The sequence below is a fragment of the Novosphingobium marinum genome (assembly GCF_013408095.1).
Taxonomy (GTDB): Bacteria; Pseudomonadota; Alphaproteobacteria; order Sphingomonadales; family Sphingomonadaceae; genus Novosphingobium; species Novosphingobium marinum.
The window spans coordinates 24,032-49,823 of the sequence record NZ_JACBZF010000011.1 but is presented as its reverse complement, the minus strand read 5'-3'; the positions used below and the strand labels follow the sequence as shown (position 1 = coordinate 49,823).

Here is a 25,792-nt window from a genome sequence, read left to right as displayed (position 1 = left end):
CCGGTTCCGCTTCGCTACACCTGCGGTCAGCCATGGCGCCGGAGACAACTATGCACTAACAATCAAACCGGACCACTCAATGGGGGCCGCTCAGTACGGCGAGCGCGAGCCAGAACACGATGCGAGCCGGGCCGATCCTCACGGATTAGCCCAGCGCCTGAGCAGGTTGTGATAGACGTGGATGAGGCGATCGATATCGGGATCGTCCTTTTCCCGTCCGATGCTTAGCGACTGGATCGACTGGTCCATATCGAACAGCATCGAGCGGGCAGAGGTGTCGGCGACTGCGCTTTGCATCCAGGTGATCGCGCATATGCGTTGCCCGCGCGTGACCGGCGTCACCTGATGAAGGCTGGAGCTGGGATAGAGAACCATGTCGCCCGCTTCCAGCTTCACTGCCTGGGCGCCGAAGGACTCTTCGATCAGCAGTTCGCCGCCATCATATTCATCAGGTTCGGTCAGGAATATGGTCGCGGAAAGATCGCTGCGAATGGTCAAATTGGCTTCGGGCAGGCGCATCAGCGCGGCATCTGAATGGGTCCCGTAGTGACCGCCATCCTGATAGAGATTGAACACCGGTGGCCAGATTGTCTCCGCCAAAGAGGCAGAAACGAAGGTCGGATGGTTGCCCAGCTTATTGAGGATCAGATTGCCAAGCTCGCGCGCGGTGGCATCGTGCCGATCGAGCTGAAGGTTCTGCTTGACCGCGAGCGAGCGGCTGCCTGCCGTCTGGTTTCCGTCAATCCAGCTCGCATCGGAGAGTTGGTCGCGAAATTGGCGGACCTCTTCGGCATTGAGCAGTCTGTCGATCACGATCAGCATGGGGCCTATCTCATTCAATTCTGTGCCGGGTAGCCGGGAGGCGGGGAGAGGGACCGCCTCCCGTCCCCCCTGATCAGAACCTGAGGTTTAATGTACCCACAATCTGGCGTGCGTCGCCCTTATAGAGGAACGAGCCGCTGCGGTAGACTGTGAGGTAGTAATCCTCGTTGGTTACATTGTTGACGTTCAGGCGGAAATCTAGGTTCCTGTTGAACCTGTATTCCGCAAACAGATCAGCCACTGTGTAGGCAGGTACCGGCTGGCTATACACGAAGCTGCCATCGGCAAGCGTCGAGAAGCTGGGCGCGGTGTCCGGCTGACCGCCATAGCGCTTGCTCTTGTGCTTGACAGCGAAACCCAGCGCAAACGGGCCAATCTGATACTTGGTCATGAAAGATGCCTGAAACTTGGCCGCATTCGACAGCGTCTTCCCTACGCTGAGCGGATCCGAGGCTGATTCCAGAATCTCGGTTTCGAGGAGTGTGAAACCGCCCTGCATCGACCATTCCGGCGTGATGTTACCCGCCAGACCCAGTTCAAAGCCACGTACGCGGTTCTTGCCGGTATTGCCCGTGCCGTCGGGCGTGTAGCCGCCGCCAGACGCCTCGAACACGTCGCTTTTTGTGGTCTGGAACACGGCTGCGGTCAGCAGGAACTTCTCGTCAAACAGGTTGAGCTTCGTACCCAGCTCCCAATTGATCGATCGCTCGGGCTTGCCGCCGCGGAACTCACCGTCGATGATGACGAGACCGCCATATCCGGCATTCGTTCCAAGATCGGACTCCCCACCATTGATATCGGCAGCGGTCGCGAACGACGCATAGAGTATTGCGCCTTCAGCCACCTCGTAGGTTAAGCCCGCCTGCGCGTTCCAGAAGCTGTCGCTATAATCGTAAGTGGTACGTTCTAGCGAATTATTCTGGGTGGTGAGGGTGTAATCGAAGTGATCCCAGCGCGCACCGCCAAACAGCGTCAGCCCCTCGGTTAGGTCGATGGTATCCATCAAGTAGAGCGAGACGGTTTTCACCTGCCAGTCGGAGTCCCAGCGGTCCTTGGTGATCTGGCGACCCAGCAGAGTGTTCAGCCCATTCACGACCTGCCCATTGGGCCCGATGCCGCAGTAGCTGGGATTGGTGCCGCCACGCCCGGAAACGACGCAGTTGGTCGTGCCGGTATTGTCTACGGAATAGACGCCGTTGACGACTGTGTGATCAGTATATTCCGCACCGATGATAAGGTCGTTCTTGCCGCCCAGCATCTCGCTTTCGATGTGCAGATTGGCCTGATTGGCGAAGTAGTCCACTTCCTGCCAGCCTTGGTGGGTAGAGAAGGAAATCGTGTCGTACTCGCCGTTGGGATCGCTCGCGTCGGTAGTCGTGCCGCGCGCGCCGGTCACGACATAGCCGTTGTCGCTCATGCCGTAGCGCATCTTGTTGGAGAGTCGGATGCTGTCGGAAAGCTGCCAATGCAGGCGCCCGGTAAAGACGTCGACATCCGATTTCTGGAAGTCCTCCTTCTGGGCATAGACCGGGGTATTGACCGGACGGCGATCACCATCGGTAGCGCTACCGCTCAAAAAATCACCGAGGTCGGCGTTATCCTCACCGCGGAAACCATAGTAGTCGAGTGTGATGTCGAACACATCGCTCGGCATGTAGGTGCCCGAAATGGCAAGCCCTTTGCGGTCGCGATCTGCGGGAGCGCGGTCGGGAGTGTTGGTGTGCGCATACAGCACATTGGCGCGCACCGCGAAATGGTCACTGGCAACGAGGTTCGCATCAAGCGTGGTTCGGACATAGCGATCTTCGCCAAGGCCGACGCTGGCCTTGATGAAATCGTAGTCGGTCGTCGCCTGCTTCGTGATCAGGTTGATCGCACCGCCGGCCGTGCCGCGTCCTGCGAAGGTGCTGCTCGGCCCCTTCGAAATTTCGATCTGGTCGACGGCAAAACTTTCGCGGGTCGTCATACCCGGATCGCGCAGGCCATCGACAAACACGTCACTACGCGCCTCCTGGCCACGGATGATATAACGGTCGCCAAATGCATTGCCGTTCTCGCCGGTTCCGACAGTGATGCCGGGCTGTGAGTCAAGAATGCGAGCAAGATCGGTATACCCGGAATCTTCGATCTGCTCCTCGGTCAACACAGTCATGGTTTGCGGTAGTTCGGCAATCGGGCGGGTCAGGCGCTCGTCGCCAGACGTGCGAGCCTTGTAAGGCGCGCCAGGTTCTGCGTTCGGATTTACGTCGGCAGTGCGATCCTCGATCCTGAGCGTTTCGAGTTCGACTTCCTTGTCAGCTTTCTGCGCCATTACCGGCGTGGCGAGCACGGTTGCGGCCATGCCTAGAGCCGCAACGGTGCCGCGATTCCTCAAACTGAGCGGTCGGCGCACCGCATTGCTCGTGTAGGTCTTCATTCCCTGTTCCCCCTTTTTCAACTTGTCTTGAGCGAGTAATCGATGGGCAGCGAGAGCGTGACGCGGTCGCGAGTCATCGATTTTGGAAATTTTGGCAGTGGCGCGACGCGTTGCATGAGGTCGATCGTTGCTTGATCGAGCAACTCGTGTCCGCTGCCGCGTTTGATCGAAACGCCGGAGACGCCGCCATCACGGCTGACCGTGAAACGGACAGTAACGATGCCCTGCTGCATCGCCTTCTGGGCTTCGCTCGGGTATTTTTTCTTGCGATTGAGATGCGCACTTACGAGCGAAAAATAGTCCGCTTCGGCGGCCTTTGCTTTCGGGTCGTCGCCTGATGTCGCACTGGCGCCTGTACCGGTCCCGGTTTGCAAAACCGCGACCGGGTTCGCAGGCGGCGCTGCAACCAAGACAGGCGCGGCGGCGATGCGGCGCTGAGGGAGCGGTGGCGGAGGCGGCGGGAGTGTCACGGGATCGCTGGGTAGGGGCGCGTGCACCGCCGGCACGTCCATCGGTGGCAGAACAGTATCGGGAGGCACATTATCCGCTTGAACCGGCTGTTCTGGCGTAACGCTAGAAGGTGAGGCCGGGGCCGCAAGCGGCGGCAGTTCGATCGTCATCACCGGTTCGGGTGTCGACGGTTCGTAGCTGCCCATGAAGGCCGATGTTGCCAGCACGATGACACCTGCGTGAGCAGCGAGCGCAATGCCAGCTGCCACGGTCCAGTGTCGTTTATGGGTAACCAATTGCGCCGGCGTCATTGTGCCTGCCCTGCTTCAGCGCCAACCAGCGCAACCCGGAGATACCCGGCGGCGCGGAGAGCATTCATCGCCGACATGATCGTGTCGTAGGTGATGGTCTTGTCGGCACGCAGGAATACGCGCTGTTCACGATCTTTGCCGGTGGCCTCTGCAACAGCCGCTCCCAGCGCTTGCGCACTCACTTCCTCGTCGTTCAAGGTCATGGAGCCGTTTGCCTGGATCGACAGGTAGACCAGCTGCTCCGGCCGCGGTGCGGGCCGCGCATTGGAAATCGGCAGATCGACCCTGGTGTCGACTGTCGCCAGCGGCGCAGCGACCATGAAGATGATCAGCAGCACCAACATGACGTCGATGAAAGGCGTCACATTGATCTCGTGCGCGACCGCGAGATCTTCGCTGTCCGATGCAAGGCGCAGCGCCATCGTTCAAGCTTTCCCGGCTTGCAGCGTGCCGCGACTGAGATCGCGCGAGACGAGCCTCAACAGGGCCGCCGCACTGTCGCTGACCACCGCGCGATGTGCGGCAATCTGGCGCGCAAAGTGATTGTAGATTACTACTGCCGGAATTGCAGCAATAAGCCCGAGAGCAGTTGCCAGCAACGCTTCAGCAATGCCTGGAGCGACTACGGCAAGGTTAGTTGTCTGCTTTTCAGCGATGCCTATGAAGGCATTCATGATGCCCCATACAGTGCCAAAAAGACCAACGAAAGGAGCAGTTGCACCAATCGTCGCGAGTATCGTGACGCCCTGCGTCATCTTGCGAGCGACCAGCGCTTCGTGGCGGTCGAAACGGGAAACGATTCGCTCCTTCAATCCCTCGCGGTCGTCGATGGCGTCCGCAGACTGAGCAATTTCTTCGCGGGCTAGTTTAAAAAGCCCGCTATCGTCCGCGGTCTCCTGAAAATCTGAGAGGGATCGCGCCGCAGTTAATGTTCCTAGCAGCGCAACAGCCTTGCGGCGTGCTGCGCGCAGTTCGAGCTGCTTGGCAAAGAAAACGGTCCAAGTGACTACCGAAGCGATGATGAGGCCGATCATCACCAGCTTCACAACCCAGTCCGCCTGCGCGAACATGCCGGTGACCGACAGATTGGTCGGGATTTGTGAGATAGCGGTCGTGGTTCCCGCACGGGCCGGGGAACCTAGAGATGTCACAGCCGAAGCTGCTGGGATGGCACTCAGAATTAGCGATCGCAATGTTTCCCCCATCAGCAAATGCGAATCAATCGCAAGTGTCATGTGCGTCACTCGCAGGGATGATGACTTATTGCAACTGATTTGCACTCGCAACGTTGATCTTCGTCGAAAGGCGGGGCTGGCATTAAAATGGAATGCCGGGCCCAGGTCTCGAAGTGCCATGTTGAAGCTGTATCTTAGCTTGAACTGACTTGCGGCGATCGTCCCTCGCCACGTCAGACGCGCGCGAAAAGCTCGAGATCGACTGGACGACACTCGCCGATCCAGAAGCGACGCTTGCTGTCTACATGGGCAAGTCTGCAGCGGAGGAAGTCGCGGTCCGTCTGCTCGATCACGGCCTTTCCGCCGGTACACCCGTGGCACTGGTCGAGAATGCCATCTTGCCCGGCGAGCGGATATTCCACACCCGCCTCGACCTTCTCGGACTAACCAGCAAGACCGCTCTGGGTGACGGCCCCGCAATCCTTCTGATCGGACAAGCGCTGGGCTGCTCCCGGCGAAAAGCAGAGAAAAGGCGCTCTAACATGTACGCCGGCTTCATTTGATGGAGACGGCCAGCGGTAAAGCGCCATATTCATAAGATATCGGTTTGCGGGTAGATGCGCAGAGGCATGTGGCCAATGCTGCCTCTTAATACGATCATTCCGGCTGGTTCCACGGTGTCAGCTATTCAGCAAAACCAATACCATAACGATCATCAGCGCGATCGCCCCAAGCTCGAGCCAATCTCTCAGCAGTGCGAAGTTCGGTTAGCTGGCGAAGAATGGAACCTTCCAGACGCGCAGGTGATGCCAGGGTCGTAAGCCCTTTTTTCGATCCTCCTCGAACGCTGCAGCCTGCTCCTGCGCAAGGGTCATCGGAAGCAGAGGCGATGCTTCGGGATGAGGATGGGGCTGGGTGCGTTCCATATCGGGAATGGAATCACAGAGTTGCGCCTTTGTCGAGAACTTTTGTCAGGTCTTGCCGAAGTGTCTACAAAATGCCCGGCACCACACGGCGCCGGGCGAAAAGTTCCGGATCTTCAATAAACGCCAGCCAACGCAGCGGCGCGAACGTCGTAAATCAAGATAGCGCTACCAGTTCCTTAATGGGCAATGCTCACTGCTCATGAAGCGAGTTGACGCGTGGCGCTGGTCCGATAGACCGTTCGCAAGTTCAATAGTGTACTCACCCCAAGCATGCGGCCCTTCGCCCCGCGCACAGCGGGGTCTTTCTTTGGCCTCGCCTCGATCCGGGCTCACCTCGGCCCACGCGAAGCGTCCGTTCACATGACCTACATAGGCCGAATGACATTCGGAGCATCAAGCCATTGATGAGGTTGAAGAATGCCGACAATCGACACAAAACACCCCAATTCGGGCAAGACCTATTCGGGGATTGGTTATAACGTCACGTACTTCGCACGGAAGCATGGAATCAGCCAACGCGAGGCGAAGGATCTCATGCGCCGCTTCGGACACGATAGAGATAGCCTTAACAAGGCCGCTGTTGAGTTGGGCAACTCAAAGGCTAATTAGCGGAAAACGAAAAAGGCCCGGCCGCAAGGGGCGCCGGACCTTCTCCATATGGATCGCCACGGCTACAGAAGTGGCGTCCGCTTCCCCTTTTAGATAAGACGGAGTTAATATTTTATAAGTTTTTTGAGAGAGATTTTACAGATCATTGGCCTGGCTGGGAACGGCATGTATGGTTTGGCGGACAATGCTGTTGACTAGCAGCATTGAAGTCCCTCGACCTCAGATGTAGGGGCTGCGCGGCCTCGGCATTGCCAGCATCACGCTTTGCCGCTACAGGATCCCCCGCAAATGAACGCCAATGATTTAAGCGCTTCGCTGCCGTGAGATATGGGGGCTTAGGCGTCATAATCCATCAAAACGCTGACGGTTGCTCCTCGGTTCTGATAAATTCTCCGTCCATGGACCAGGAACGGCGCGAATACCGGCACCTTGTGAGCCTTCAAGGGCGATATCGGAGCGGCACAGGGGTGGCACGCGATGTTGTAGTGCTCGACCTATCAACTCACGGCTGCAAGTTTTTCGACCGCTTCTGCAACCTTCATGTAGGTAGCCACCTAAGCATGCGTGTGGGGAACGTCGGTCCTCTGTCCGCGATGGTTAAGTGGGTCGAAGCACAGCATGTCGGTGTTGAGTTTGAGAACCCACTGCACACATCCGTCCTTGAGCACATGTGTACGACGATTTCAGGCTGGCAGCCGCCTGCATTTCAAGCTCCTCAGCCGACGCAAACGAAGAGGGGAACTGAACAGGCCCTGCCACCAATCTCGGTAACGATAAGACCTCCAGAGAGAAAAGACATTCGGCAGGCACTCCGAGAGTTGCAAATGTCGTTACCGCTTAGAACAGAAGCCGAGTTCGACGCCGTGTTTCACCGTCTTCTGGAGCTTATCCTAGTTGACGACTAATCCTTTAACCCTTGCGAGTTCAGCCAGGCAACACAGCCGTTTCGTGAGATTTCCAGCCCATGTTCAGCTCCAGCCTGCGCAGCAAACGCGTCTAGGTCCCCTCTTTTTCCTGTAGTTGATCTTTTTGGCCGAAACAGGCGGTCGAATGACGTGACTTAAACTGACCCACCATTTATCTCACAAAAAGAGGATGGACTAGGACGGTGTAACGCCTTGATTCTCTAAACGTTCGGCCCTTTCATGCTATCCTCAGATCGGAGGAGAACTGGAAGCCATGCCCCAAAAGCCAGTTTACCTTAAAGCAAGGCATGCCGCTGCTACCCTCGAGGCTGCGCAATACGGTCGGGCAACTGAGGCTGATCTCACAGAGGCAATCAGCTATTTGCAGGCCTCGCTCAGATCGGCGGAGCAACACTTGTTTGATATCCACAAAAGACGGCCACAACAGGACAATTGAGCCGATGTCGAGAGAAACCCCGGCGCTCGGAGGAGCGAATAGAACGTAGTCCTGTTAAGGGTCTACATTCGTCCGTGCCCACACTCGTACAGATCAATATCCCCTATCAACTTGTAATGTCTGGCTTGGGTGCAAAACCTTTACTTACATGCCGCATGCCTGCCTAAGATCCAGTAATGATGGCGGATCTGAGAAGTGCGGCAGCAGATGACCTCGGCGGTGACTGGTGAGCCGGGACGAATGACAACGACGCCGGTTCCAGCTATATCATTGAAGGTAAGGAACTGTGTCGAGTAGCGCTTTTCATCATCTTCTTCGAAAAGACCTCCAGGGTCGCGGTCACCTCGACCATGGTGTTTGCCAGCAGAGTCGCCGGTGCCACCTCGATCTTTGACCGATGAGCAGACGCAACAGGCCTCACTGGTGACGACAGCGAAGGACAGAGCACCTTCCGCGTCAGGTATCTTGCAAACGCAATAAGTCACTCAAAATAAAGCGGTTCAAAATGGTTGAGCTTGGTCACTGAGGGAAAGTTGGAGATCGAAATGGCTACTAAACGAACGAGCCATTGTCACGAGTGCCGCTTCTGGAAGCAGGTCCCGGACCGTGACGGAAATGATCTTGGGCAGTGTCGGCGCTTTCCTCCTGACTACGAAGGCTGGCCCATGACGTTCGGTGAAGACTGGTGTGGAGAGTGGACCGGTCGACAGGTTCGGTAGAATTCAGCGGTCCTATACAGGCCAATGCGTGAACGTGTGTCTGTCCCCGTCGATAAGTAGAAGACAGAGTTCATCCTTGATCCTGCGGTGATAGCAGCATTGGCTGTACCATCTGCGTGATTTTCGGGCTTGATTTGGTCAATGCGGTGGCGTTCATGAAAGATGTCGACCACCACCTCAACGCCTCAAAGCAGCAACCTCTTCGTCGGTCAGAAACTTGATCGCCTTGCCACGTATCTCACGCGAACCAGGACTGAATGCAGTTCGCTTCGACTCGCCGTACTCGGCGAGGATGACCGCATCAGCGCCCATCTTTTCGCCTCGTTCCCAAAGCTCGCGATATACTTTGTCGTGCGAAACGCCCCGACTGAATATGGTGGCCTTTCTGATGCTTGAAACGATGGTCCCGATCACACGGTACGGACGATCGGTGATGTCGCCCTCGGTGACCGGCACCGGCTGCCCTCATCAAAGTCTCATAGCTGTCGAGTCTTTCGATGTTTTGCGCTGCGGCAGGTGTCACCATGGCTTTTGCGAGGGCAACGGCGGCAATCCGAAGCATGGCAGTCCTCACTATGGGGAAGTACTTGAAGTCAATGCGCCATCATCACGCGGGGCTGTCCAATGGTCAATCTATGCCGAAAGATTTCGCAGAAATCTGACGATTAGCCATTACGAAAAGTTGTGGGCGGTCGCGATATGGTTCGAGAAGGATTACATCGCCGTTGAGATCGACCGCTCGCTTGAGGAAGGCGACTGCTATGGGGTCGCCATATGGAACCTGGTGGGAGAACCATATCGTTCGCTCGGAAAAAAAGGATCAAGAAGCGATCTTATGACCGTGACGACGGGCAGTCCAGTGCAAGGTCGATAAGCGATTAAAGCCGAGCTGCAGCACGTGGCCCCTTCTTGAGCGCAACCTTATCTAGCGCTTCCTTTCCAAACCGGATCACTCCCGATGTTTCACATGGCGGTAGGACAAACTTGCCGAGAATCTTCTGGCACTACCCCACATGCTCAACTCGACTTTGCCTCCGCACTCACATGTCAACTGCCTCGTGAAACGAAACGTATCGATGTAGTCCCGCTGCCAAACACCATCCGCATTCATCCCGATGGCGCCAGACCGATGATCGGTATATTCTTCAGATCGAGGGGGGATGCGATCCAACCCAACCGCGCGCTCAGGAGCCGACGACGGCGTGCGAGCTGCGTCTCCCCTCACTGTATCTGATCACACTGTGCAATCGTCGAATTGCCCCGATACCATGATATTCCCATGGACTCACGATCACCGTAAAGATATGGTTTGTCGAGAGGAGGGGCGCTGGCAAATTCCGCATCGATCATCCCAGGGACATGGGTACGATGATCTGGCCCGCTCCTCCTCAGACTTTCTCCTAGATACAGGCTCAGGCTCGCGATGCTTTCCAGCCTCTTGCCCTGCGCAGCGCATTTGCCGTCTGCCTAGGAGCAGCGATTGCGCTGCTAATGGCCTTTACGCTTTGCCCTCCTTCGACCCCCGTATATACTTGACCAGGGCCAGAAGCTGCACCGGCTGGCGGACGCTTGTGTCCTGTGCGAAGTCTCGGCTTCGAATTCAAGGAGCAGGTAAGCGGCAAAGTGACTATTGAACGAAGCCCTCGCGTCGAGCGATGACGCGAGATCGCACCGAACATGATTAAATCCTGCGCGAAACTCGAAGTGTATCGCGGTCTTGGGAATTTATACGTTTACCGCGCGATCACCCGTCGCAACACAGGATGTCCTCAGTGCAGAACCGACACCCACGCCGTCGGCAGGGACGGGTTTCTGTAAACTCGATGGGCCGGCAAAGGGCATCGCAAATTGGCTCGAATTTCGCGTTTGGCGCAATTCAAGGGCTGTATCGCTGACGGCGAATACGATGGGCCGCTTGCTCGGGGACCACTCTTCTCTGATGCGCGGAATTGCTTCATTCGGGATCGCAGGCGCATGCAAGGCTGCTGCTCACACGAGCTTATTGCTGGTTTGGCATTGAGCGACACAAGTCGTTGAGGAGGTTGAAAATGCCCGTCAGCAATACGCGCCGTCCGAACGTGGGAAAGACGATTCGGCCGTCGGCCACAACATAACGTATTTTGCGCGGTAGCATGAAACCACCCAGCGCGCGGCGAGGAATGCCATGCGTCGCATTGGAGACGATCGCGACAAGCCCAGTATGGCCGCCAGCGGGTCGGGCGCATGGAAAGCGAACTCAAAGATATCAAAAAAAGGCCCGGCGCAATTTACGCCGGGCCTTCTCCAACATGGTTACCACGGCTGCAGGGTCGTGGTTCCAAGCTTCAAGTAGGGCGAAGGCCGTTAACATCCGGTTTAGAAGGATAGGAATTTACCGCGTGTTCCCGGAATTAAAAACGCCCCGCTGCCACAGGACAACCGGGCGTTCCGGGTTGACTGCTGTCTACGAGGGACCTCAGTCGCCTCCATAGGTAGCAAAGCCTTCACAAGACGCAATCCTCCTCGCGTGAGGCATTCACCATGTGCTCCAGTATGGGTCTAGCGCCAGTTGCAGGTCGATTGTCGGCGAAATTCAGCCAAGCACCGCCAAATGCTCAGCGCCAAGCTCGGTTTGAGGTCATCGCGACCGGCGATGACCTCTTCATTGCTCTGAAGTAAAAGACCGACGCTGGCGAGGAAATTTGGTACGATGCCCGCCGTGTTCAAGCTTGCCGCTCCGCGCGACCAACAACCGTGTTTGGTCACCAGGTGGTATGATCCCAAATCGCCACCGATCTTCCGAAGAGCTGTCTGCTCGTGAGAGCCGTGTCTCGCACTTGAGTTTTTCGGCGGTAACGGGTTCGAATATCCTGACGTTGGGCCCGCCGCACACCATCCATGCTCGCGAAAAAGCCTTGGTCGGAGCGAGAACTGCAAACGCTCCCGAGCAATCCAGCTCGGGAGCGTTCCGGGTAACTGACTGATCCAATAGGGACTACCAGTCTTTATCGCTTTAGATCCTGATCGCGGGTCGCGCAAGAGTTACGGCAAAAGCATAACATCAATGGGAACAGAGTTGATCAAATTCGGGGTTTATGCGCCAGCCTTGCTCGGAGTTCTCAGGCGCGCAACAGCCGCGGCGTGCTACCTTAGCACGCGCATTACATTGCGACCGAGCGCGGCAAGCCGATCGAACAATCTGAACTTCGTCCAATTTCAAGCCAGAATCTTGCAAAATTGAACAGACGGGGCCGAAATCTTCACCCGGCTTTAACGTAGTCTATTAGCGAAGAACCTATGGGTTTAGTTTATCAGAGTGGGGTTGCTTAAACGGATTTCCACGATGCAAGATCGACGTCATTACTATCGAACCGTATATACGCACCAGGTGAAGTGCCGCTTGGGCCCGAACCTCTTCGCCTACGTGGAAATGTCTGACATCTCATGTGGCGGCTGCAAAATCAGAACGACGAGGCGCGATATTCAAATCGGGCAATCTTTGGTCCTCAAGTTTCCGGGACTGGAGGGGTTAGCCGGCAAAGTCAGCTGGAAGCTTGGCACCGACTTGGGTGTGAAATTTGAACAGCCGTTACACCCGGCCGTGGCCAGGCATCACTTTCCAAGATCCCTGGATCAGTACGGGCTGGAGACCTTTGCCTTGAGCTGAACTGATCTGCGGTCAATCCTAGCTGACCGGTTCATTGCGTTCAGCTTCAAACGCATCGTCGACGGGAGGGCCTACGAGGAAGAGGCCTTCGTAGGTGACCAGGGAAGAATCGACGATTACCAGCCCCTGACGGGCGATGAGGCGATCAAGCGCATCGCAATTCAGGTATCGCCGCCGGACTGATGCGCCCAGTGCATCGATCTTTTCAGCAGCTTCGCTTGGGGGCCATTTGTCATAGGCCCGGACCGAGGTCTTCTCCTCTAGGACTTTCCCGTTCTTGACGATTTGCTCGGTTAGGTAGGTTGCTCCGAGGGCATGGCTTATTCGGCAACTGTATCCGTCACTGCCTTGCAGCGCTCTTAAAGCAATTTCCGACGTCGGTAACTCGCTCGCTGAAAATCTGAACATCTCCCGCCGGACAGGAGCATCTGCAATCTCCGAACGGATATCGAACTCGCTTACATGCACGCAGTCGAACCGGGTTTGTACTTTCCAACAGCGGGAAACGCTCCCATCGCCGAATGCCGTCAGCGTATCATCCATCCCTTCAGCCCATGTGATGGGTAGTGTCTCGCTTTCGCTTTCGAGCATCTCAATGGCGGGCGCACTGGCTCCATCGCAGGCTCCCAAGGCTGCAAACAACGGGGTAAGCGCAGCCAAGATGACCGGACGATACCAAACCATATCATGCTTTTAGATTGGTTTTTGCAATTTGTGTAGGGCGCGACCGTCGGCGCTGAGGTGGCTCCACCGGTGGCGAGATCGTGCCATACGACGAATTTTGGGGAGTGGTGTCCACAACCTTCACTAAGTCTCCTGCGGCTGAGTTCGGTCCACCTCCCATTCAGTGGGCCAACGGGCCAATGCTTCGTAAACTGCTACAAGCAATCTTTTGGACTTGGCGCCAGGGGGTATGATGGATGTCAGGGAGTGAGCACGTATTTTTCAGCACACGTCTTTCCGGCATTGCATGAAACACTTCGCCAAATCTTCTGACGGAGCCTAGGGTGCGTCAGGTCATCCATCGAGATCTTTGCATCAGCGTTGACCGAAATTCGACGTGATGCCATCCGACGCTAATGTCGAGTAACTTGAAATCCCGCTTACCGGACAGCACCAAATGGGAAGAGGGGTTCAAAAGTCTTGAGGGCGCCTATGCGCCACAAACACTGAAGTCCTATCTGAGACACTCAGATTTTCGTCGATTGGTGCATCGGAGAAGGGTGCTGCGCGTTTCCTGCGACAGCCTCCCTGATTTGTCGATTCCTGACAGAGCAGGCCGAAGATGTCGCCCCGGCGACCGTGCAACGACGCGTCTATGCGATCCGAAAGGCCCATCGCCTTCTCAACTTTCCTGACCCAACGCAGGACGAGACAGTCAAGGTAACTTTGAGGCGCGTGCGGCGGTCAAAACTCAGTCGTCCCCGGCAAGCTAAAGGAATGACACGCAAGTACCTTGAACGCTGCCTCGACGCTCAGCCGGATAGCCCGTGGGGATTGCGTAATCGTGCGATGATTTCGCTCGGTTACGACCTGTTGGCGCGTCGGTCTGAGCTGGTTGCGCTTCAAAGTGAAGATATCGAATATGAACCTGGCGGTACGCTTCGCGCGATAATTCGCCGCAGCAAGACAGACCCATTTGGCATGGGGCGCGTCGCATACAGCTCCGTGCGTTCCGGCAAGCTGATAAGCGACTGGGTCAATTGGCGAGGGGCCGACATTGAGCCACTGTTTTGCGCAATCTACAAGGGTAGGCCCATCAACCGCCGGCTCAGCACGTCGATGGTCAAGCTAATTATCAAGGAGGCAGTCGCAGCAGCCGGATTGGCTCCCGAGGACGTTCGGAACTTCAGCAGTCAGTCCCTGCGCGTAGGTGCAGCACAGGACCTATTGCGTGCCGGCTTCGATTCGGCTGCAATCATGCGGGCAGGGGGATGGAAGTCGGTAAGCGCACTCAGCCGCTATCTGGAACATGCTCAGCAAAACGTTTGGGTATAACCTTCCCGCAGACCCTGCCGCAAAGCAGCGGAAGATCACTTCAAACTGCTCATTTCCAGCGCCCCGAACCCGGATGACTGCAGTTTTGGGTCAAAGTCAGCAGCCGGAAGTGGGGGCTGTTGGCCAGGCTGAACCTTTTACGGTCCGGGCGTACCGAGCCAGATCGTGAAAGACCAACCGATAAGTATAGCTAGCCTGATGGTTCCGTGAGCAAGATCAGTACAGAAAATTAACCATTAGGAGTTAGGTCGACAGAATAAGTCGGTAGTGAAGGAACTGATCTTGCCTGAGCCCCAGACCCACGACGCTCTTTCAGACGATCTGTCAGCTCTGCAGAACCGGACTCCTGCTCCGGTACGACCTTCGATCGCTCAAATCGAGGAACCCGTAGCTGTGTCGCGACATCAAACGCGAGGTGAGGCGGTCAGGCAAAAGCTTCTTTTCGCACTCGGGTTTATCTGGATCACACTGTTTACATACTACCTGATTTCCGGCTGATCAGGATAAGAACTTAGTGCTGATCCTAGAGGTACACCTGCGCTTGTTTAAGAAATCAGGCCGATCCATGGCTCCATGTCGTCTCAGGGTCTGATTTTACCCGAGAGCCGGGCGAGTATCGTGAAGTCGTAAATGGAAAGCTGACCTGCCAACTATGGGGGAAGCAATGACCCAGGACTACGAATCCATCTTCGCCAGTCGTGCACTGAGACGGCTTGCGATCACACCGGAACGATTTGCAGGTTCAGCCTGTCGGTATCAAACCCGTCCGCGCCAAGGACTGCGGCGATCGTTCGCTCGCGCTTACGAGGACCCTGCTGCCGGCTGACCACGGCATAGCCAGAACCATCCAGCTGGACTTCATCTTCACCAACGAGGATCGTGGTCCCGACGAGCGTTCCGGGTGAGTATGTGAGAATGAGTTGGTAGCCTCCCGGAGAATTGCAAAACTCCGTTACCCTACCCAGAGATACGGCGCCCGCAGCCGGTGCGCCACCGGCCGCGCCATCGAACCAGACCGTACAATGGAGCGGTATGGTCAGTCGAAGATTGTAGCCAAGTGAAGCGGCGGAGGCCGTCACAGGGGCCAAGCAAAGCGCGACAGTTCCTAATCCAAGGCAGGCTTTCCGAAACATAGGTCATCCTTTTGCGAGGGCGCAGGAATCTATGTTCGGAGTTTGTCACGTCTGGTTTAGTGTGAGCTAAATGAGCAAGGTTAACAAAGGATGAGAATTTACTTCGCGCTCACCGATATGAGGATAGTGTCAGAATACGTTCCAGCGCGCCTGTTTGAAACATCGCCAATAGTGAATTCTATGGGCAGCGCACTTTCCTGAATCATGCCGCTCACGCTGCCTCGCTCGCTTCCTGAAACCCTCTCCACACTAAGGAGGTTAAGGGTTCGGTCTCCAATCGCCATGGTGTAGGGCACAAACCAGTTCGTCCCGCCGAGCCTCAATTTCCCGGAGTTCTGCGATGTTACGACAAGTTCGAAGCGACCCGTACTTTTTACGCGAAGCTGCAAGGGTGTCGGTGCCTTTCCGGCACGAAGCTCGCCAAGATCAACCAGGGCCCGACCATTCTCGATCGTATAGGCGCCCGCCAACCCGATACGGGCCGATGGCAGGACGTTCAGCCCGACGACAAGCCTCGCACCGCCGAATGTCTTCATGGAGGCATCAGTGGCGACAATCGTGAGGTCCTCGGAATAGGTTCCCGAGGTTCTTACATCGGTCGGGTCGACGACGAGTTTGTACAGGACCGTGCGGGATTCTGCCGGCGCCAGAGTAATCGTCGACTGGGATAGCACGCGCTGCGTCCGCCCAGCGCGGGGTGTGACGTCCTGCGCATCCTGCATGCTCAGAAGTGCATAACCAATCTGCCTGCCCGAGCCAGACGAGAGCCCAAACGGCGGCTGATCAAGCTCGAATACCGGCTTGAACCGGCACTCGGAGGTTCCCTCGTTCGTGAAGGCGACACTGAACGTCCCCTCAGGGATATCGGTTCCGAAGGGATCGTAGCCTTCGATGAGCCATGTGGCGGGCATCGCGGTGACGCGAACGAGACATTCCGACGAGACCGGTATTGCTCCGCTGCCAAAAGGCTGCGCGGTCGCGGGTCCACCGATCAGGAGAGCAAGGGCGAATAGTGATTGGCGCAGCATGGTCACCTCCTGTCAATTTCTTCCCGGGCGGATGGTACCGAGATCAACCAGACCATCGGTGTCTTCGGGCACGACGAACTCGAAACTCCTGTCGATCGTTCCCTTCGGCCCATAGGTTTCTACTACGTATCGGCGCCCGGGAAGCAGATTGGCTATCGCAAAACGTCCGACCGAGTTCGTGAAGAAGGGAATGGGCCTGGGATCATCGCCTTCGCCGACATCCTGCAGTGAGACCCGGCCTCCGATGAGCGAGACCGGTTCTTCGGCAGTGAGCATGAGTGTACCCATTGCGCTTACGAATGCATCTGTTCCAACCCGCAGCGCATACCCGCTCTTGTAAGGCGGGTGGACGCGCACGACGCCGGGGCCGGTGTCGTAGCCGGGGGGAGGGCTCTCGACGTCATACTGTACCGATTGGGTGAAATACGACCCGAGGGTATTATTTACGGCAGCACCAAGTGCACCGCTCTTGGCTACGTAATCGTTCTCGGCGATCGATTGGCCGGCAACGACGCTTCTGCCCTTCAAATTCTTGTGCGGATGAAGCAGCATGAAACTGTCGTTGATCCGCCGTCCGATGCCGAATTGACCTCCTGCAAAGGCAAGCGAAGTTCCGACACGCAGGGTCGTCGCATTGAGGTCGGCGAGATCCTCGATACTCGGACCGAAAGTGGAATGGCTTAGCGAAGCATCAAAGCGATTGGCAGCGTAGGATACGTAGCCGAGCGCACGTGCGCTACCATCCTGCCGGGATACCAGACCGCCGAAACCAAGACTGTTTAGCTGGTTCAGACTGCTCTGCGTATAGGACAATTCGGCCAGATTGTCGCGGGTTTCGTAGCGCGCCTCGGCACGACGGCGATAGTCCGGTTGAAACACCAGGGCGATATTCGCACCAAAGCCGCTGCCACGCGAGAAAGATGATGAGATCCTGGTATAATCGACGCCGGCACGAAAGCTCCACCTGCTGTTCAGGCGATAGTAGCCAGTCGCACCCAGGCGATAGCTGTCTTCGACGTCGCCTCTTCCCTTGAGGTAAGATCCGTTGAGCGTGCCGATAAAGCGGAAGCTGAATTGTCGTGTGTATTGCGCTGATAATGACACCGAACTGGAATTGAAGGCTTCCGGATTACCTAACGTAGCAAAATCATTGGATAGATAGTCCGCGCGGATCGTCAACGTATCCGCAAGGCCGCCGCGGTCAAAGAAATGCTCGTAACTCGCGCCGCCTGCAAATCCCACATCGGCAAGCTGCGAGTTGCTGACCGCCGCATCGAAAAGCAGCCTGCCGCCATTGCCGAGCACGAACTGCGTCTGTCCGGAAGCCATCTGGACTTCTTCGCTGAGTTGCAACCCGACCCCGATCGAAGGCCGGTTGAAAAAGGCTTTCCTGTAGAAGCCGGAGAAGGCGATCTTTCCGTTGTAGTCGGGTGCGCCTCCGATCCTGCGGCTGGTTGGGCCAAGGAATGCACCATATTCATAGTCGCCGGGGTCGAGGTCGATGGGATCGAGATACTGCTGATACGATAGCGACTGGACGCGCCCGCTATTGTCATAGACCTCGATCTGGACGTCGTTGCTTCCAGAAAGAAGGGGCAGGGCGCTGAAGTCATAACGACCAGGCTGCAGTCGCATTTCGCGGTAGAGCGACCCGTTTCGCAGGAAGCGGACCGTCGATTCACGCTGCACGACAAGCTGCCGATTTGCCTGGAGCACGGCTGCCCGGAATGTATTGAAACGCCGCTGCTGGCGTATGACGCCTACACCTCCCATGCGAACATAGGACTGCAGGCCGCGGGTCTCGACATCGAGATCGCCGAGGAGCCACCGCCGGTAGTCCTCAGGCTCGTCATAAACAAGACGAGCATAATTGCGTTCGAAGCGATACCCGCTTCCCTCCAGACCGAAGCGTTCGCCAAGCTGGGCATCGCCCTCGAAGACAATCCGCCCCCACCTGATTGCGCCATCTAAGTTGATCGTCGGCGGATCAGTGTTGTCGGCTTCCCAGACATAGGTCTGGATGACGTTGAGGTTGAGATAGCCAGAGAATTGAGCAGGTGCGAGATTGACGTCATCAAGATCGTCGCGGGGCGGCGCGAAGAGGTTGCGGACTGCGCGTTGTTCGGGCTCCACGTCGACCACCACCACCGACAGGCTGCTGGGATCATAAGTAAGCGAAACGCCTGTGCCGACGAGATCTTCGGGGCTGAACGATTCCTGTCCCTGCAGGTGTTCGGCAAGAGCTGCTCGAGCGTCATCGTTGAGAACAGTGCGCATGAGACGAACGAACGCTTCGGTCTCGATCAGGTAGCGGTCGTCGTACGTGAGCTTCAGCGGGACGTCGCCAAGGCTGCGGTTCTGGAAGGTCAGCGGCACCGTCATGTCGATGTCGCGTTCGTAGGGGTTGATGTCGGGCCGACCGTGAGGCCCCAGGGGAACCGTTGGTGTCGTCGGGGCAGGCCCGGCATCGCGTGGTTCCGCGGGCGTGTCCGACGGCAAGGGAATGACGACCGTGGTACCCTCGTCCACGGGGAGTTGGGCGCTGTCCTGTGCCGGTCCCGAGCTCTGTGGCAAGGGAATCGAAACCTGGGCTAGCGCTTCTGGAGCCCAGAATGCCGCAATTGCGACGGATCCCAGGAGAACACCGCGTTTCACTGGGTAAACAGCAGACGCATCGGCTGCGGCCCGAACCCGGACACAGGAAGGAGGAACGTGCGCTCGCCGAGTGCCGGAACATAGCCCGTTCCGACTGCCTGGTTCAGTTCTTCGGCCGACACATCGACGCGCAAGGGGTCGCCGTTTGCGTCGAAACCTTCGAGCCGCCACCCAAAATTGGACATCATGGCGTGACGGCGACCGGAGTTCTTGAGCCTGATCTCGACCACATTAACCGGCGGACGGGCTTCCTCTCCCTCCTTCGTCGGCAACTCGACGAGGACCGAGCGAACAAGCGTTGTCTCAACATCAGGCTTGGCGCCGGGAGGCGCCACAACGGCGAGCGCGCGCATGTGATAGAGCACCTGTACCTGCGCCGCGACGCTTTCGGTTGTCCCTGGCGCAAGTTTCACAGGGAGCTGGTTTATCGACACATAGTAAGCTTGCGAGGCCGCGAGTGTCGGGTCTCCGACCCATTGCAACCGGACAACCTGGCGACCGCCGGCGGGCAATACACCTTGCGGGGGGAAGACAAGGAACTGGTCGTCAGCTGGTGTTTCGACGATCTTGCCAGATTCGTCGATCTCCATGCGCAGGATGCGCGCCTCGAAAGCAAGGTTGCCTTCGTTCACGTTCTGCACTTCTACCCGCGCGACGGAGTCGCTGCCGCGGGATTCCATTTCGATCACCATCGGCGAAACGCGCATGGCCGATGCAGGAGCACACAGGCTCAGGCTCGCTATCGTGGCCAGAATCGCCCGCCCGAGATGTTTCCAGCTTTGCATTGAAATGTACTCTCCAGCCCCGAGTGATCCGGGCTCTTGATGCCATCGACTCGTGAAAAAAGGGGAAAGATCGCTCTTCCCCCTTTCTCCAGGATCATGTCATCGGATCAGATGGCGCTGAGCGTCAGCGTCAGCGTATCCTGATAGGTGCCGGCGACGAGCGCCAGCGGCGCCACCGGGGCGTTGATGTCGATCTGCATCGCCGAGCGCCATGCGCCCTGACCAATGCTGTTCGAGCCCTGATTGGTAGCAACCGAAAGGCTCTGCGGGGAACCCGTGGTTACAGCATTCTGCGCAACACCGGTCCAGGCGGCATCAACCTCGTAAGGAATATTTGCCTGGAACTCATTGGTATCATAGCCACCGGGGGCGGTGTTCACCATGCCCTGGATGCCATTGGTCTTGGCAAGCGAAACCGTGTTGTTGAAGTTGCAGCCAGCGGTGAGCGATTCGATTTCGGCTTCTGCCGGACCGACCATGTCAAATGCGTCGTTGACATTTTCGTTGTTGCCAGTGCGAACACCGATCACGCCGAAATCGATATTGGTGGCATTCGCGTTGTTACCTGCATAAAACGAGCAATCCTTCGTTACCGTGCCGCTCAGGTTGAAGGCAACTGTAACCGTCGGCGTGGCAGTCGTCGTGTTGCTGGGCGCATCTGCTTCGGCCGTGTAACGGGTTCCGACACCCGCCAAAAGTCCGACTTCGAGACCAAGAAGTGCGAGGCCGCTCGGGTTGGTACTCGTATAAGGAATGTTCACAATCGGGATTATACCCGCATAATGGCGTTCGTTGGTCTGCGCATGAGCGACACCGCTCATCGAGACAAGGGCGACAGCGGCGACAGCGCCGCGAAACAAGGTTTTCATGTTAGCTACTCCTGGCTTTTGCCGGCCTGCCAGCGCGACAGGGTACGACGTACAGTTTTGCACCGATCCGTGGGGGGGCAGGAAGCCATTCGGTGCCATGATCTTCCTTTCATTCGGCCGCGACCAAAAAGCGGCCAAACCCTGTTAACTGGGCGATACTGTGATCGTGATCGTCTCGGCATAGTCGCCCGCCAGCAATCCGGCTTCACCCGAGGGTTGTCCAAGCTCGACCGACAGCAGCATGCCGTCGGTCGCGATACCACCATTGCTCGAGATCGAACCGCCGGCCTGGAGCTGACGGCTCGAAAAACTGCGGGTGATGGTCTGGCTGGTCGGGTGGCGCAACGGCATTTCGACGCTGAGCGAGTAGGGCAGCGAACCACTATACGGGCCTTGTCCGCTCGGCATGAGCGTGTTTGCCAGCGCGCCGTTCTGCGCTTCGATCATCATCGTGAAAGGCATGTTGCAGTGAAAGGCGACGCGGGCTTCCGCTCCGAGGCCGCGACGCTCGAGATTACCGAAATCCATATCGCCGATCGAACCGATCGCGCACTGCTGGCGAATGCTGCCCTGAACTACGAGTTCGATTTCACGGGCATCGGAAATCGCGTCGGCTTGCGAAATACCGGGACACGCAATGACCCCGAGCGAAAACGCCATCCAGGTCGCTGTCTTGAAAGCCCCTCTCATATGTTCCCCCGAACATACTGGTTAATACGTTGTTAACCTGAGAATTACGCCGAATTTCTCCAAGAGTCGAGGACTTCGGCTACCTTCAAAGCATCGATCAAGTTGGTCGAAAAACTAACTGAAAACTAACGAACTTTCGCCATCCCCTTTCATCGCGTGTCCCAAATTGAAACAGGGCTGTGACCTGTGCAGGGCTATGCTAGAACAGAGGCGGCAGCCGACCCGAGTCGCTGGGAAGATGTCAGGCGCCGCCGCAAAGCATTGCATCAGTATTGTGTATGATCTTCCAAGGCTCGCCGCAGCAAGGCAACAAACGTAAACGTGCCCGCTTGAAGTTCGGCGGTGTGAGGGCCCTGGCTGATCACACTACCGGCAGGCGACCTGGATCGCGACAGTCTTGAGAAGTAAGGTCCCGATTGGCTGTCTGGCGCGACAGGAACCGGGTTGTGCCTCGAGGTGACTGTGAACAAACGGGGTATCCAATAGGGATATATCCCGGAACCCTTCCGAAGTAGCGATGCTTACTGCAGAGGCTGTTGCTCGCTATGGTCAGCTTGACCAGTCACCCAGGTGAGGCACCAGTTGACGGCGGCAAGCGCCTGATCAACCTCCTGGGCTACGCTTGTTTGGCAGTCATCCATGATGGCATGATGCATCGACTGCGCGCGGGCCAGCGCCTGTTGCTCGGCAAGGACCAGTCCCTCGAATCTTTCGAGCGAGATACGCCCACATTCATAAAGGTTGAACGCGTTCTCGAGCCGTTCCATGGTTGCCTCCAACGAGACTTCGCTTGTGCTCCTGGCGTCGCTTGAAACGAGCGAATTCCGCATCCGGCCATGCGAGGAGCAGGCTTGGCCGCGGGAAAATCCGTTGCCGAAAAGGCGGGCGATGCCTGATCTTAGGCTTGGCGTTAGCTCCATCTGCGTCACCATGAAAAAGCAGCACAATCTTGCAGGTAGTTGGGTCCGGCACCTTTACCGACACCGGACCCATCTGAGGGTACCATGCGGCACAATTGCCGCACGCGCTGTGGTAAAGGCAAATGCCTCACAGACCGTTAACCAGGCAACGAAAATAGCGCCCGGCGCGCTGCATTTGCCGCCGGGCGCTCAGGAGACCTCACTGGTCCGGAAAAACCTTGGTAGTAGATTTAGGGCGCCATGGTTAATTTGGCGTAAAGACGAGGGCGCTTTGATGAAAATGGCCAGGCCCAACGTTTAATTAACCAAAAGACCGGAAGATATGGGCTCGCTCAAGCTTCCATTTGGAGAGACCTTTGGCTCTTGAACGACTGCCATTGACCGATATCGAGCCGAATACGACAGTAGGCGAAAAGCGCGTGGCTGATCGTGCGCGGACGCAGACCTCGCAATTCGAGGATGTCACGAGCCACGACTGCACTCTGGCGGCGGGCAGCGCATCGTTCCGGGCAGGTCAGTTCGTTCAGATCTGCTGGCGCGGTGAAGCTTGCGGTGAAGCGATCGTGCGCTGGGTCGAAGACGACAAGGCGGGCCTTGAGTTCACCCATCCCATGCCTGATGTGTTCGTGTCGCATGCAAGGACCAGCAACCACGATCTATCGATACGCGATCCGAGCCAGCAGAAGCCCGCAGGGCTCGGCCTCGATATTCGCGGGGCAGCGAGCGTGGAATACGGTTTCATCGCCGCGCTGATCGCCGTGGCTGCCTTCTCGGCCATCGCAGGTCTGGGGGATGCAAACCAGGATAACTGGGACAAGCTCTCCGACGATGTCTCTACCGCAGTGTCGAAGTCCCGGTAGCCGCTTTTCTGCAACCCGTATCAAGGCAGTGCTTTAGCGGTGAAGTTCCGTGCCGGTGCGGCAATCTGTCAGCTGGGTCGGCTTGTACCGCGCGAAGGCAGGCTGATGCCTCGCCTCAGGTCGAGGCAATTACGATCCTGTTGCGCCCGGAGACCTTTGCCTCGTAAAGCGCCTCGTCAGCGGCCTTCAAGGCATCGCGAGGGTTGTCGTAGCCGAAGATGTTCGCCACCCCGCCCGAGAATGTTACCGAGCCAATCGGCTCATCAGTCTTGCGATTGACGAAGCGTTTCTGGGCGGTGAGCTCTCGGACCGCATCAAGTGCGGCGCATGCTTCCTGCGTTGAGTAATTCCTGAATATCATCACGAATTCCTCGCCTCCATGACGGGCAACATGACAATTTTCATGCGCGGTCCTGGAGAGCGATTCCGCGACCGCCTGAATGACCCTGTCACCGGTGTCGTGTCCGTGCGTATCGTTGATCCGCTTGAAATGATCGATGTCGCAGAACGCGACGCTGAGCGGCTCGATGGCTGCGCGTGCTTCCCGGTATTGTTGGTCGAGCAGGGCTTCAAACGCGCGACGATTGGGCAGACCGGTAAGGTGATCGAGTTCGGCATCGCGCTGCGCTCGTTTCAGGTTGCGTCTGAGATTTGCCGCCTCGCTTTCGCTTCTTCGCATGTCTTCCTCGGCCTGACGGGTCCTTTCGAGCATCGTCTTTGCGAGAGTTGCGATTTCGGTAAACAGCGCGCCGGTTTTGGCCGCGGCATCGAGCTTTCCGATATGCTGTTCCAGTTCGCCGCCATAGTCATGGGTGGCCGAGCGTGCTGATTTCGTGGTTTCTGTAAACTGGTTGATCCCACGATCCAGTTTTCCCAGCAGGGCATCTGTCCTGCTCTCTCGCTCTGAAGCCGTCTCGACAACCTGAGAGTGCTCGCGCAGCCAGTCCCCGGAGATGGGCTCGTCCGCGGCTTTGCGCGCCTCGATCTTGCGCGCGAGCGAGGGTTCCATGCCTGTGGCAAGCGCATGCGCAATGATCAGGTTGGTAGAACTGATCTCGAGATCTTGGTCCAGCAGAAAGCTTGTCACCTTCTCCATGATCTCGCGCCGCCTTTCCCTTGCGGCGTCAACGGTTCCCGGAAGGGCCTTCTCTGCTGCACTGGCCCTGAGCCCGAAACGCGCGAGCAGCGTACCGACAAGCGGCTGCGAGGATGTGTGTTCACTCATGCACATTCAAACGGCGCGTCGGGCGCTCGTTTAAGTGCGGGTAACCAAAAATTGCCTGGTATCGTTCGAGCCGGCTTTCGGATGATCAGGACTGATTATCCCATGATCTTCGGAAAAGCTTCGTGAACAGCTTCCGGGACTAATTCGTCCTGCGCCGACGCCACTCCCGATCCTCGTTGCCGACGGCCAGATATTGTCGTTTCGCTGATGTCCTGAAGGACCAGAGGTAATCGACCGCGCAGACTTACCTCAGGCAAGACCCGCCACTCTACGGCCACAAGTGCGGCATAAGGCAAAGGCGTCGTCCGTCGAGGGGGGGTGTCTGGCCTCGCGAAGTGCAGTAGCTTCGAGCGAGCGGGCAAATGGAGGCCGCATTTCTGGGCACATCGCAAGGGCCTCACGCGCAGAAACGCTCCTTGTAAACCCTGCTGTTGGCGCGAGATTCGATCAAGGTAGCAGCCTGCAACGCTTTCGCAGGAGGGACGTGCAGGACCTACTCCTTGCGCTCGTGCCCGCTACCTTGAAGTCGCGCATTGGCGCTCGAGAGAAAGGGGCCGGTCGAACAGCGCCTTCGAAAGCCCAGTGAAACCATGTGGGCCAATCATGCAGAACAGCTGGGCAACTTGAAGATCGGCAATGCCTAGTTCAAGCCGGATATCCCGCAAAAGGCGTTCTTCAGCGCTTCTGGAGCAGAACGATCCTGAAACGATGTAAAGCCGGGCGTTGGAGACATGGTGCAATGTGCCATGAGCGTTGGAACCGCCCAGACAATGACCAGGGCGATTACCACTATCAGGGGAACGGCGATGTACTTCGTTGCACGCATGATCTCGTGCTACAACAAAATGTTTAACAGGCCATATCGGGTTGCCAGCCAGGCCAGCTGAGGGGGGATTTGTCGCCGTCTTCCTGAAATGGGTGCTCCGTCAGAGTTCAGATATGTCCGCTCCGCTACCTCTCGTCTGCGCAGGCACACCAGAGCAAGCGCAAGGTGATGGAAGCAGTAAAGCTCAGGGCTGTCGATATCAGGACCGAGTGCTTCCCCGTATCAGTGATCGAGGCTATTTCGATTGCAGGCCGTGCTGACGTTCCCTGTATGGGTCGGCAGGGCCAGGCCCGGTTCGGAGCCCAAAATCCGGCCGGGCCGCCTGACTATCGGCCGCGAAGTTGTGCCATTTTCAATTTTCGCCGTC

Annotated in this window: 20 protein-coding genes; 6 read left to right on the top strand and 14 right to left on the bottom strand. The window is 57.2% G+C overall.

Translation table 11 applies throughout. The features are described 5' to 3' along the window. Positions 1–138 precede the first annotated feature (138 nt). From FHS75_RS16970 to exbB, 5 genes are all read right to left on the bottom strand, one after another. Positions 139–822, bottom strand: a complete 684-nt coding sequence (locus FHS75_RS16970; RefSeq protein WP_179408835.1) for a Fe2+-dependent dioxygenase — start codon at positions 820–822, stop codon at positions 139–141. A gap of 73 nt (positions 823–895) precedes the next feature. Further along, positions 896–3,238, bottom strand: coding sequence for a TonB-dependent receptor (locus FHS75_RS16965; RefSeq protein ID WP_179408834.1), 2,343 nt, complete (start codon positions 3,236–3,238; stop codon positions 896–898). Positions 3,239–3,255: 17 nt separating this feature from the next. After that, positions 3,256–3,999: an energy transducer TonB gene (locus tag FHS75_RS16960; protein ID WP_179408833.1), complete on the bottom strand. Its 744-nt coding sequence runs from the start codon at positions 3,997–3,999 to the stop codon at positions 3,256–3,258. Next, entirely contained in the window at positions 3,996–4,421 is a 426-nt protein-coding gene (exbD, locus tag FHS75_RS16955; protein ID WP_179408832.1) for a TonB system transport protein ExbD, read from the bottom strand. The genes FHS75_RS16960 and exbD overlap by 4 nt, the downstream gene beginning before the upstream one ends. Positions 4,422–4,424: 3 nt before the next feature. Then, on the bottom strand, positions 4,425–5,234 hold the full coding sequence (gene exbB, locus FHS75_RS16950) for a tonB-system energizer ExbB (RefSeq protein ID WP_179408831.1): 810 nt from the start codon (positions 5,232–5,234) through the stop codon (positions 4,425–4,427). Between the two features lie 149 nt (positions 5,235–5,383). On the opposite strand from exbB, the gene FHS75_RS16945 reads away from it, so the two are divergent. Together FHS75_RS16945 and FHS75_RS18315 are read left to right on the top strand one after the other, a co-directional pair. Next, a complete protein-coding gene (locus tag FHS75_RS16945; protein ID WP_179408830.1) occupies positions 5,384–5,737 on the top strand; it encodes an SAM-dependent methyltransferase in 354 nt (117 codons plus the stop codon). Positions 5,738–7,107: 1,370 nt separating this feature from the next. Further along, a complete protein-coding gene (locus tag FHS75_RS18315) occupies positions 7,108–7,614 on the top strand; it encodes a PilZ domain-containing protein (RefSeq protein ID WP_179408829.1) in 507 nt (168 codons plus the stop codon). Between the two features lie 1,353 nt (positions 7,615–8,967). Here FHS75_RS18315 and FHS75_RS16935 read toward each other — a convergent pair. Beyond that, positions 8,968–9,246 (bottom strand): hypothetical protein, encoded by a 279-nt coding sequence (locus tag FHS75_RS16935; RefSeq protein WP_179408828.1) that lies wholly within the window; start codon positions 9,244–9,246, stop codon positions 8,968–8,970. Here FHS75_RS16935 and FHS75_RS18310 point away from each other — a divergent pair. Further along, entirely contained in the window at positions 9,164–9,664 is a 501-nt protein-coding gene (locus tag FHS75_RS18310; RefSeq protein ID WP_425325961.1) for a DUF6961 family protein, read from the top strand. The genes FHS75_RS16935 and FHS75_RS18310 overlap by 83 nt on opposite strands. Before the next feature lie 2,448 nt (positions 9,665–12,112). Further along, on the top strand, positions 12,113–12,436 hold the full coding sequence (locus tag FHS75_RS18305) for a PilZ domain-containing protein (RefSeq protein WP_179408827.1): 324 nt from the start codon (positions 12,113–12,115) through the stop codon (positions 12,434–12,436). Positions 12,437–12,454: 18 nt separating this feature from the next. On the opposite strand, the gene FHS75_RS16925 is transcribed toward FHS75_RS18305, so the two are convergent. Then, positions 12,455–13,120: a hypothetical protein gene (locus FHS75_RS16925; protein WP_179408826.1), complete on the bottom strand. Its 666-nt coding sequence runs from the start codon at positions 13,118–13,120 to the stop codon at positions 12,455–12,457. A gap of 756 nt (positions 13,121–13,876) precedes the next feature. Here FHS75_RS16925 and FHS75_RS16920 point away from each other — a divergent pair. After that, positions 13,877–14,434 (top strand): tyrosine-type recombinase/integrase, encoded by a 558-nt coding sequence (locus tag FHS75_RS16920; RefSeq protein WP_179408825.1) that lies wholly within the window; start codon positions 13,877–13,879, stop codon positions 14,432–14,434. A 1,231-nt stretch (positions 14,435–15,665) separates the two neighbouring features. Here FHS75_RS16920 and FHS75_RS18025 read toward each other — a convergent pair. The 6 genes from FHS75_RS18025 to FHS75_RS16890 all read right to left on the bottom strand — a co-directional run bounded on the left by FHS75_RS18025 (position 15,666) and on the right by FHS75_RS16890 (position 22,361). Continuing rightward, a complete protein-coding gene (locus tag FHS75_RS18025) occupies positions 15,666–16,595 on the bottom strand; it encodes a hypothetical protein (RefSeq protein WP_244959136.1) in 930 nt (309 codons plus the stop codon). A 12-nt stretch (positions 16,596–16,607) separates the two neighbouring features. Beyond that, entirely contained in the window at positions 16,608–19,124 is a 2,517-nt protein-coding gene (locus tag FHS75_RS16910) for a fimbria/pilus outer membrane usher protein (RefSeq protein ID WP_229735720.1), read from the bottom strand. Between the two features lie 122 nt (positions 19,125–19,246). Then, positions 19,247–20,035: a fimbrial biogenesis chaperone gene (locus FHS75_RS16905; protein WP_179408824.1), complete on the bottom strand. Its 789-nt coding sequence runs from the start codon at positions 20,033–20,035 to the stop codon at positions 19,247–19,249. A gap of 107 nt (positions 20,036–20,142) precedes the next feature. Then, complete coding sequence (locus tag FHS75_RS16900; protein WP_179408823.1) at positions 20,143–20,904, bottom strand: spore coat protein U domain-containing protein; 762 nt, start codon at positions 20,902–20,904, stop codon at positions 20,143–20,145. Between the two features lie 144 nt (positions 20,905–21,048). Then, positions 21,049–21,564: a hypothetical protein gene (locus tag FHS75_RS16895; protein WP_179408822.1), complete on the bottom strand. Its 516-nt coding sequence runs from the start codon at positions 21,562–21,564 to the stop codon at positions 21,049–21,051. A 551-nt stretch (positions 21,565–22,115) separates the two neighbouring features. After that, on the bottom strand, positions 22,116–22,361 hold the full coding sequence (locus FHS75_RS16890) for a hypothetical protein (RefSeq protein ID WP_179408821.1): 246 nt from the start codon (positions 22,359–22,361) through the stop codon (positions 22,116–22,118). Positions 22,362–22,891: 530 nt separating this feature from the next. Here FHS75_RS16890 and FHS75_RS17755 point away from each other — a divergent pair. Then, on the top strand, positions 22,892–23,374 hold the full coding sequence (locus FHS75_RS17755) for a Flp family type IVb pilin (RefSeq protein ID WP_218845314.1): 483 nt from the start codon (positions 22,892–22,894) through the stop codon (positions 23,372–23,374). Between the two features lie 115 nt (positions 23,375–23,489). On the opposite strand, the gene FHS75_RS16880 is transcribed toward FHS75_RS17755, so the two are convergent. After that, positions 23,490–24,599, bottom strand: a complete 1,110-nt coding sequence (locus FHS75_RS16880; RefSeq protein ID WP_179408820.1) for a GGDEF domain-containing protein — start codon at positions 24,597–24,599, stop codon at positions 23,490–23,492. Between the last annotated feature and the right edge of the window lie 1,193 nt (positions 24,600–25,792).

Bases quoted from the DNA above. Each gene is read 5' to 3' on its own strand.
- FHS75_RS16960 (WP_179408833.1), bottom strand. From the start codon at position 3,999: ATGACGCCGGCGCAATTGGTTACCCATAAACGACACTGGACCGTGGCA.
- FHS75_RS18310 (WP_425325961.1), top strand. From the start codon at position 9,164: ATGGTGGCCTTTCTGATGCTTGAAACGATGGTCCCGATCACACGGTAC.
- FHS75_RS16965 (WP_179408834.1), bottom strand. From the start codon at position 3,238: ATGAAGACCTACACGAGCAATGCGGTGCGCCGACCGCTCAGTTTGAGG.
- FHS75_RS16925 (WP_179408826.1), bottom strand. From the start codon at position 13,120: ATGGTTTGGTATCGTCCGGTCATCTTGGCTGCGCTTACCCCGTTGTTT.
- FHS75_RS16905 (WP_179408824.1), bottom strand. From the start codon at position 20,035: ATGCAAAGCTGGAAACATCTCGGGCGGGCGATTCTGGCCACGATAGCG.
- exbD (WP_179408832.1), bottom strand. From the start codon at position 4,421: ATGGCGCTGCGCCTTGCATCGGACAGCGAAGATCTCGCGGTCGCGCAC.
- FHS75_RS16890 (WP_179408821.1), bottom strand. From the start codon at position 22,361: ATGGAACGGCTCGAGAACGCGTTCAACCTTTATGAATGTGGGCGTATC.
- FHS75_RS18305 (WP_179408827.1), top strand. From the start codon at position 12,113: ATGCAAGATCGACGTCATTACTATCGAACCGTATATACGCACCAGGTG.
- FHS75_RS18025 (WP_244959136.1), bottom strand. From the start codon at position 16,595: ATGCTGCGCCAATCACTATTCGCCCTTGCTCTCCTGATCGGTGGACCC.
- FHS75_RS16900 (WP_179408823.1), bottom strand. From the start codon at position 20,904: ATGAAAACCTTGTTTCGCGGCGCTGTCGCCGCTGTCGCCCTTGTCTCG.
- FHS75_RS16880 (WP_179408820.1), bottom strand. From the start codon at position 24,599: ATGAGTGAACACACATCCTCGCAGCCGCTTGTCGGTACGCTGCTCGCG.
- FHS75_RS18315 (WP_179408829.1), top strand. From the start codon at position 7,108: ATGGACCAGGAACGGCGCGAATACCGGCACCTTGTGAGCCTTCAAGGG.
- FHS75_RS16895 (WP_179408822.1), bottom strand. From the start codon at position 21,564: ATGGCGTTTTCGCTCGGGGTCATTGCGTGTCCCGGTATTTCGCAAGCC.
- FHS75_RS16920 (WP_179408825.1), top strand. From the start codon at position 13,877: ATGACACGCAAGTACCTTGAACGCTGCCTCGACGCTCAGCCGGATAGC.
- FHS75_RS16970 (WP_179408835.1), bottom strand. From the start codon at position 822: ATGCTGATCGTGATCGACAGACTGCTCAATGCCGAAGAGGTCCGCCAA.
- exbB (WP_179408831.1), bottom strand. From the start codon at position 5,234: ATGACACTTGCGATTGATTCGCATTTGCTGATGGGGGAAACATTGCGA.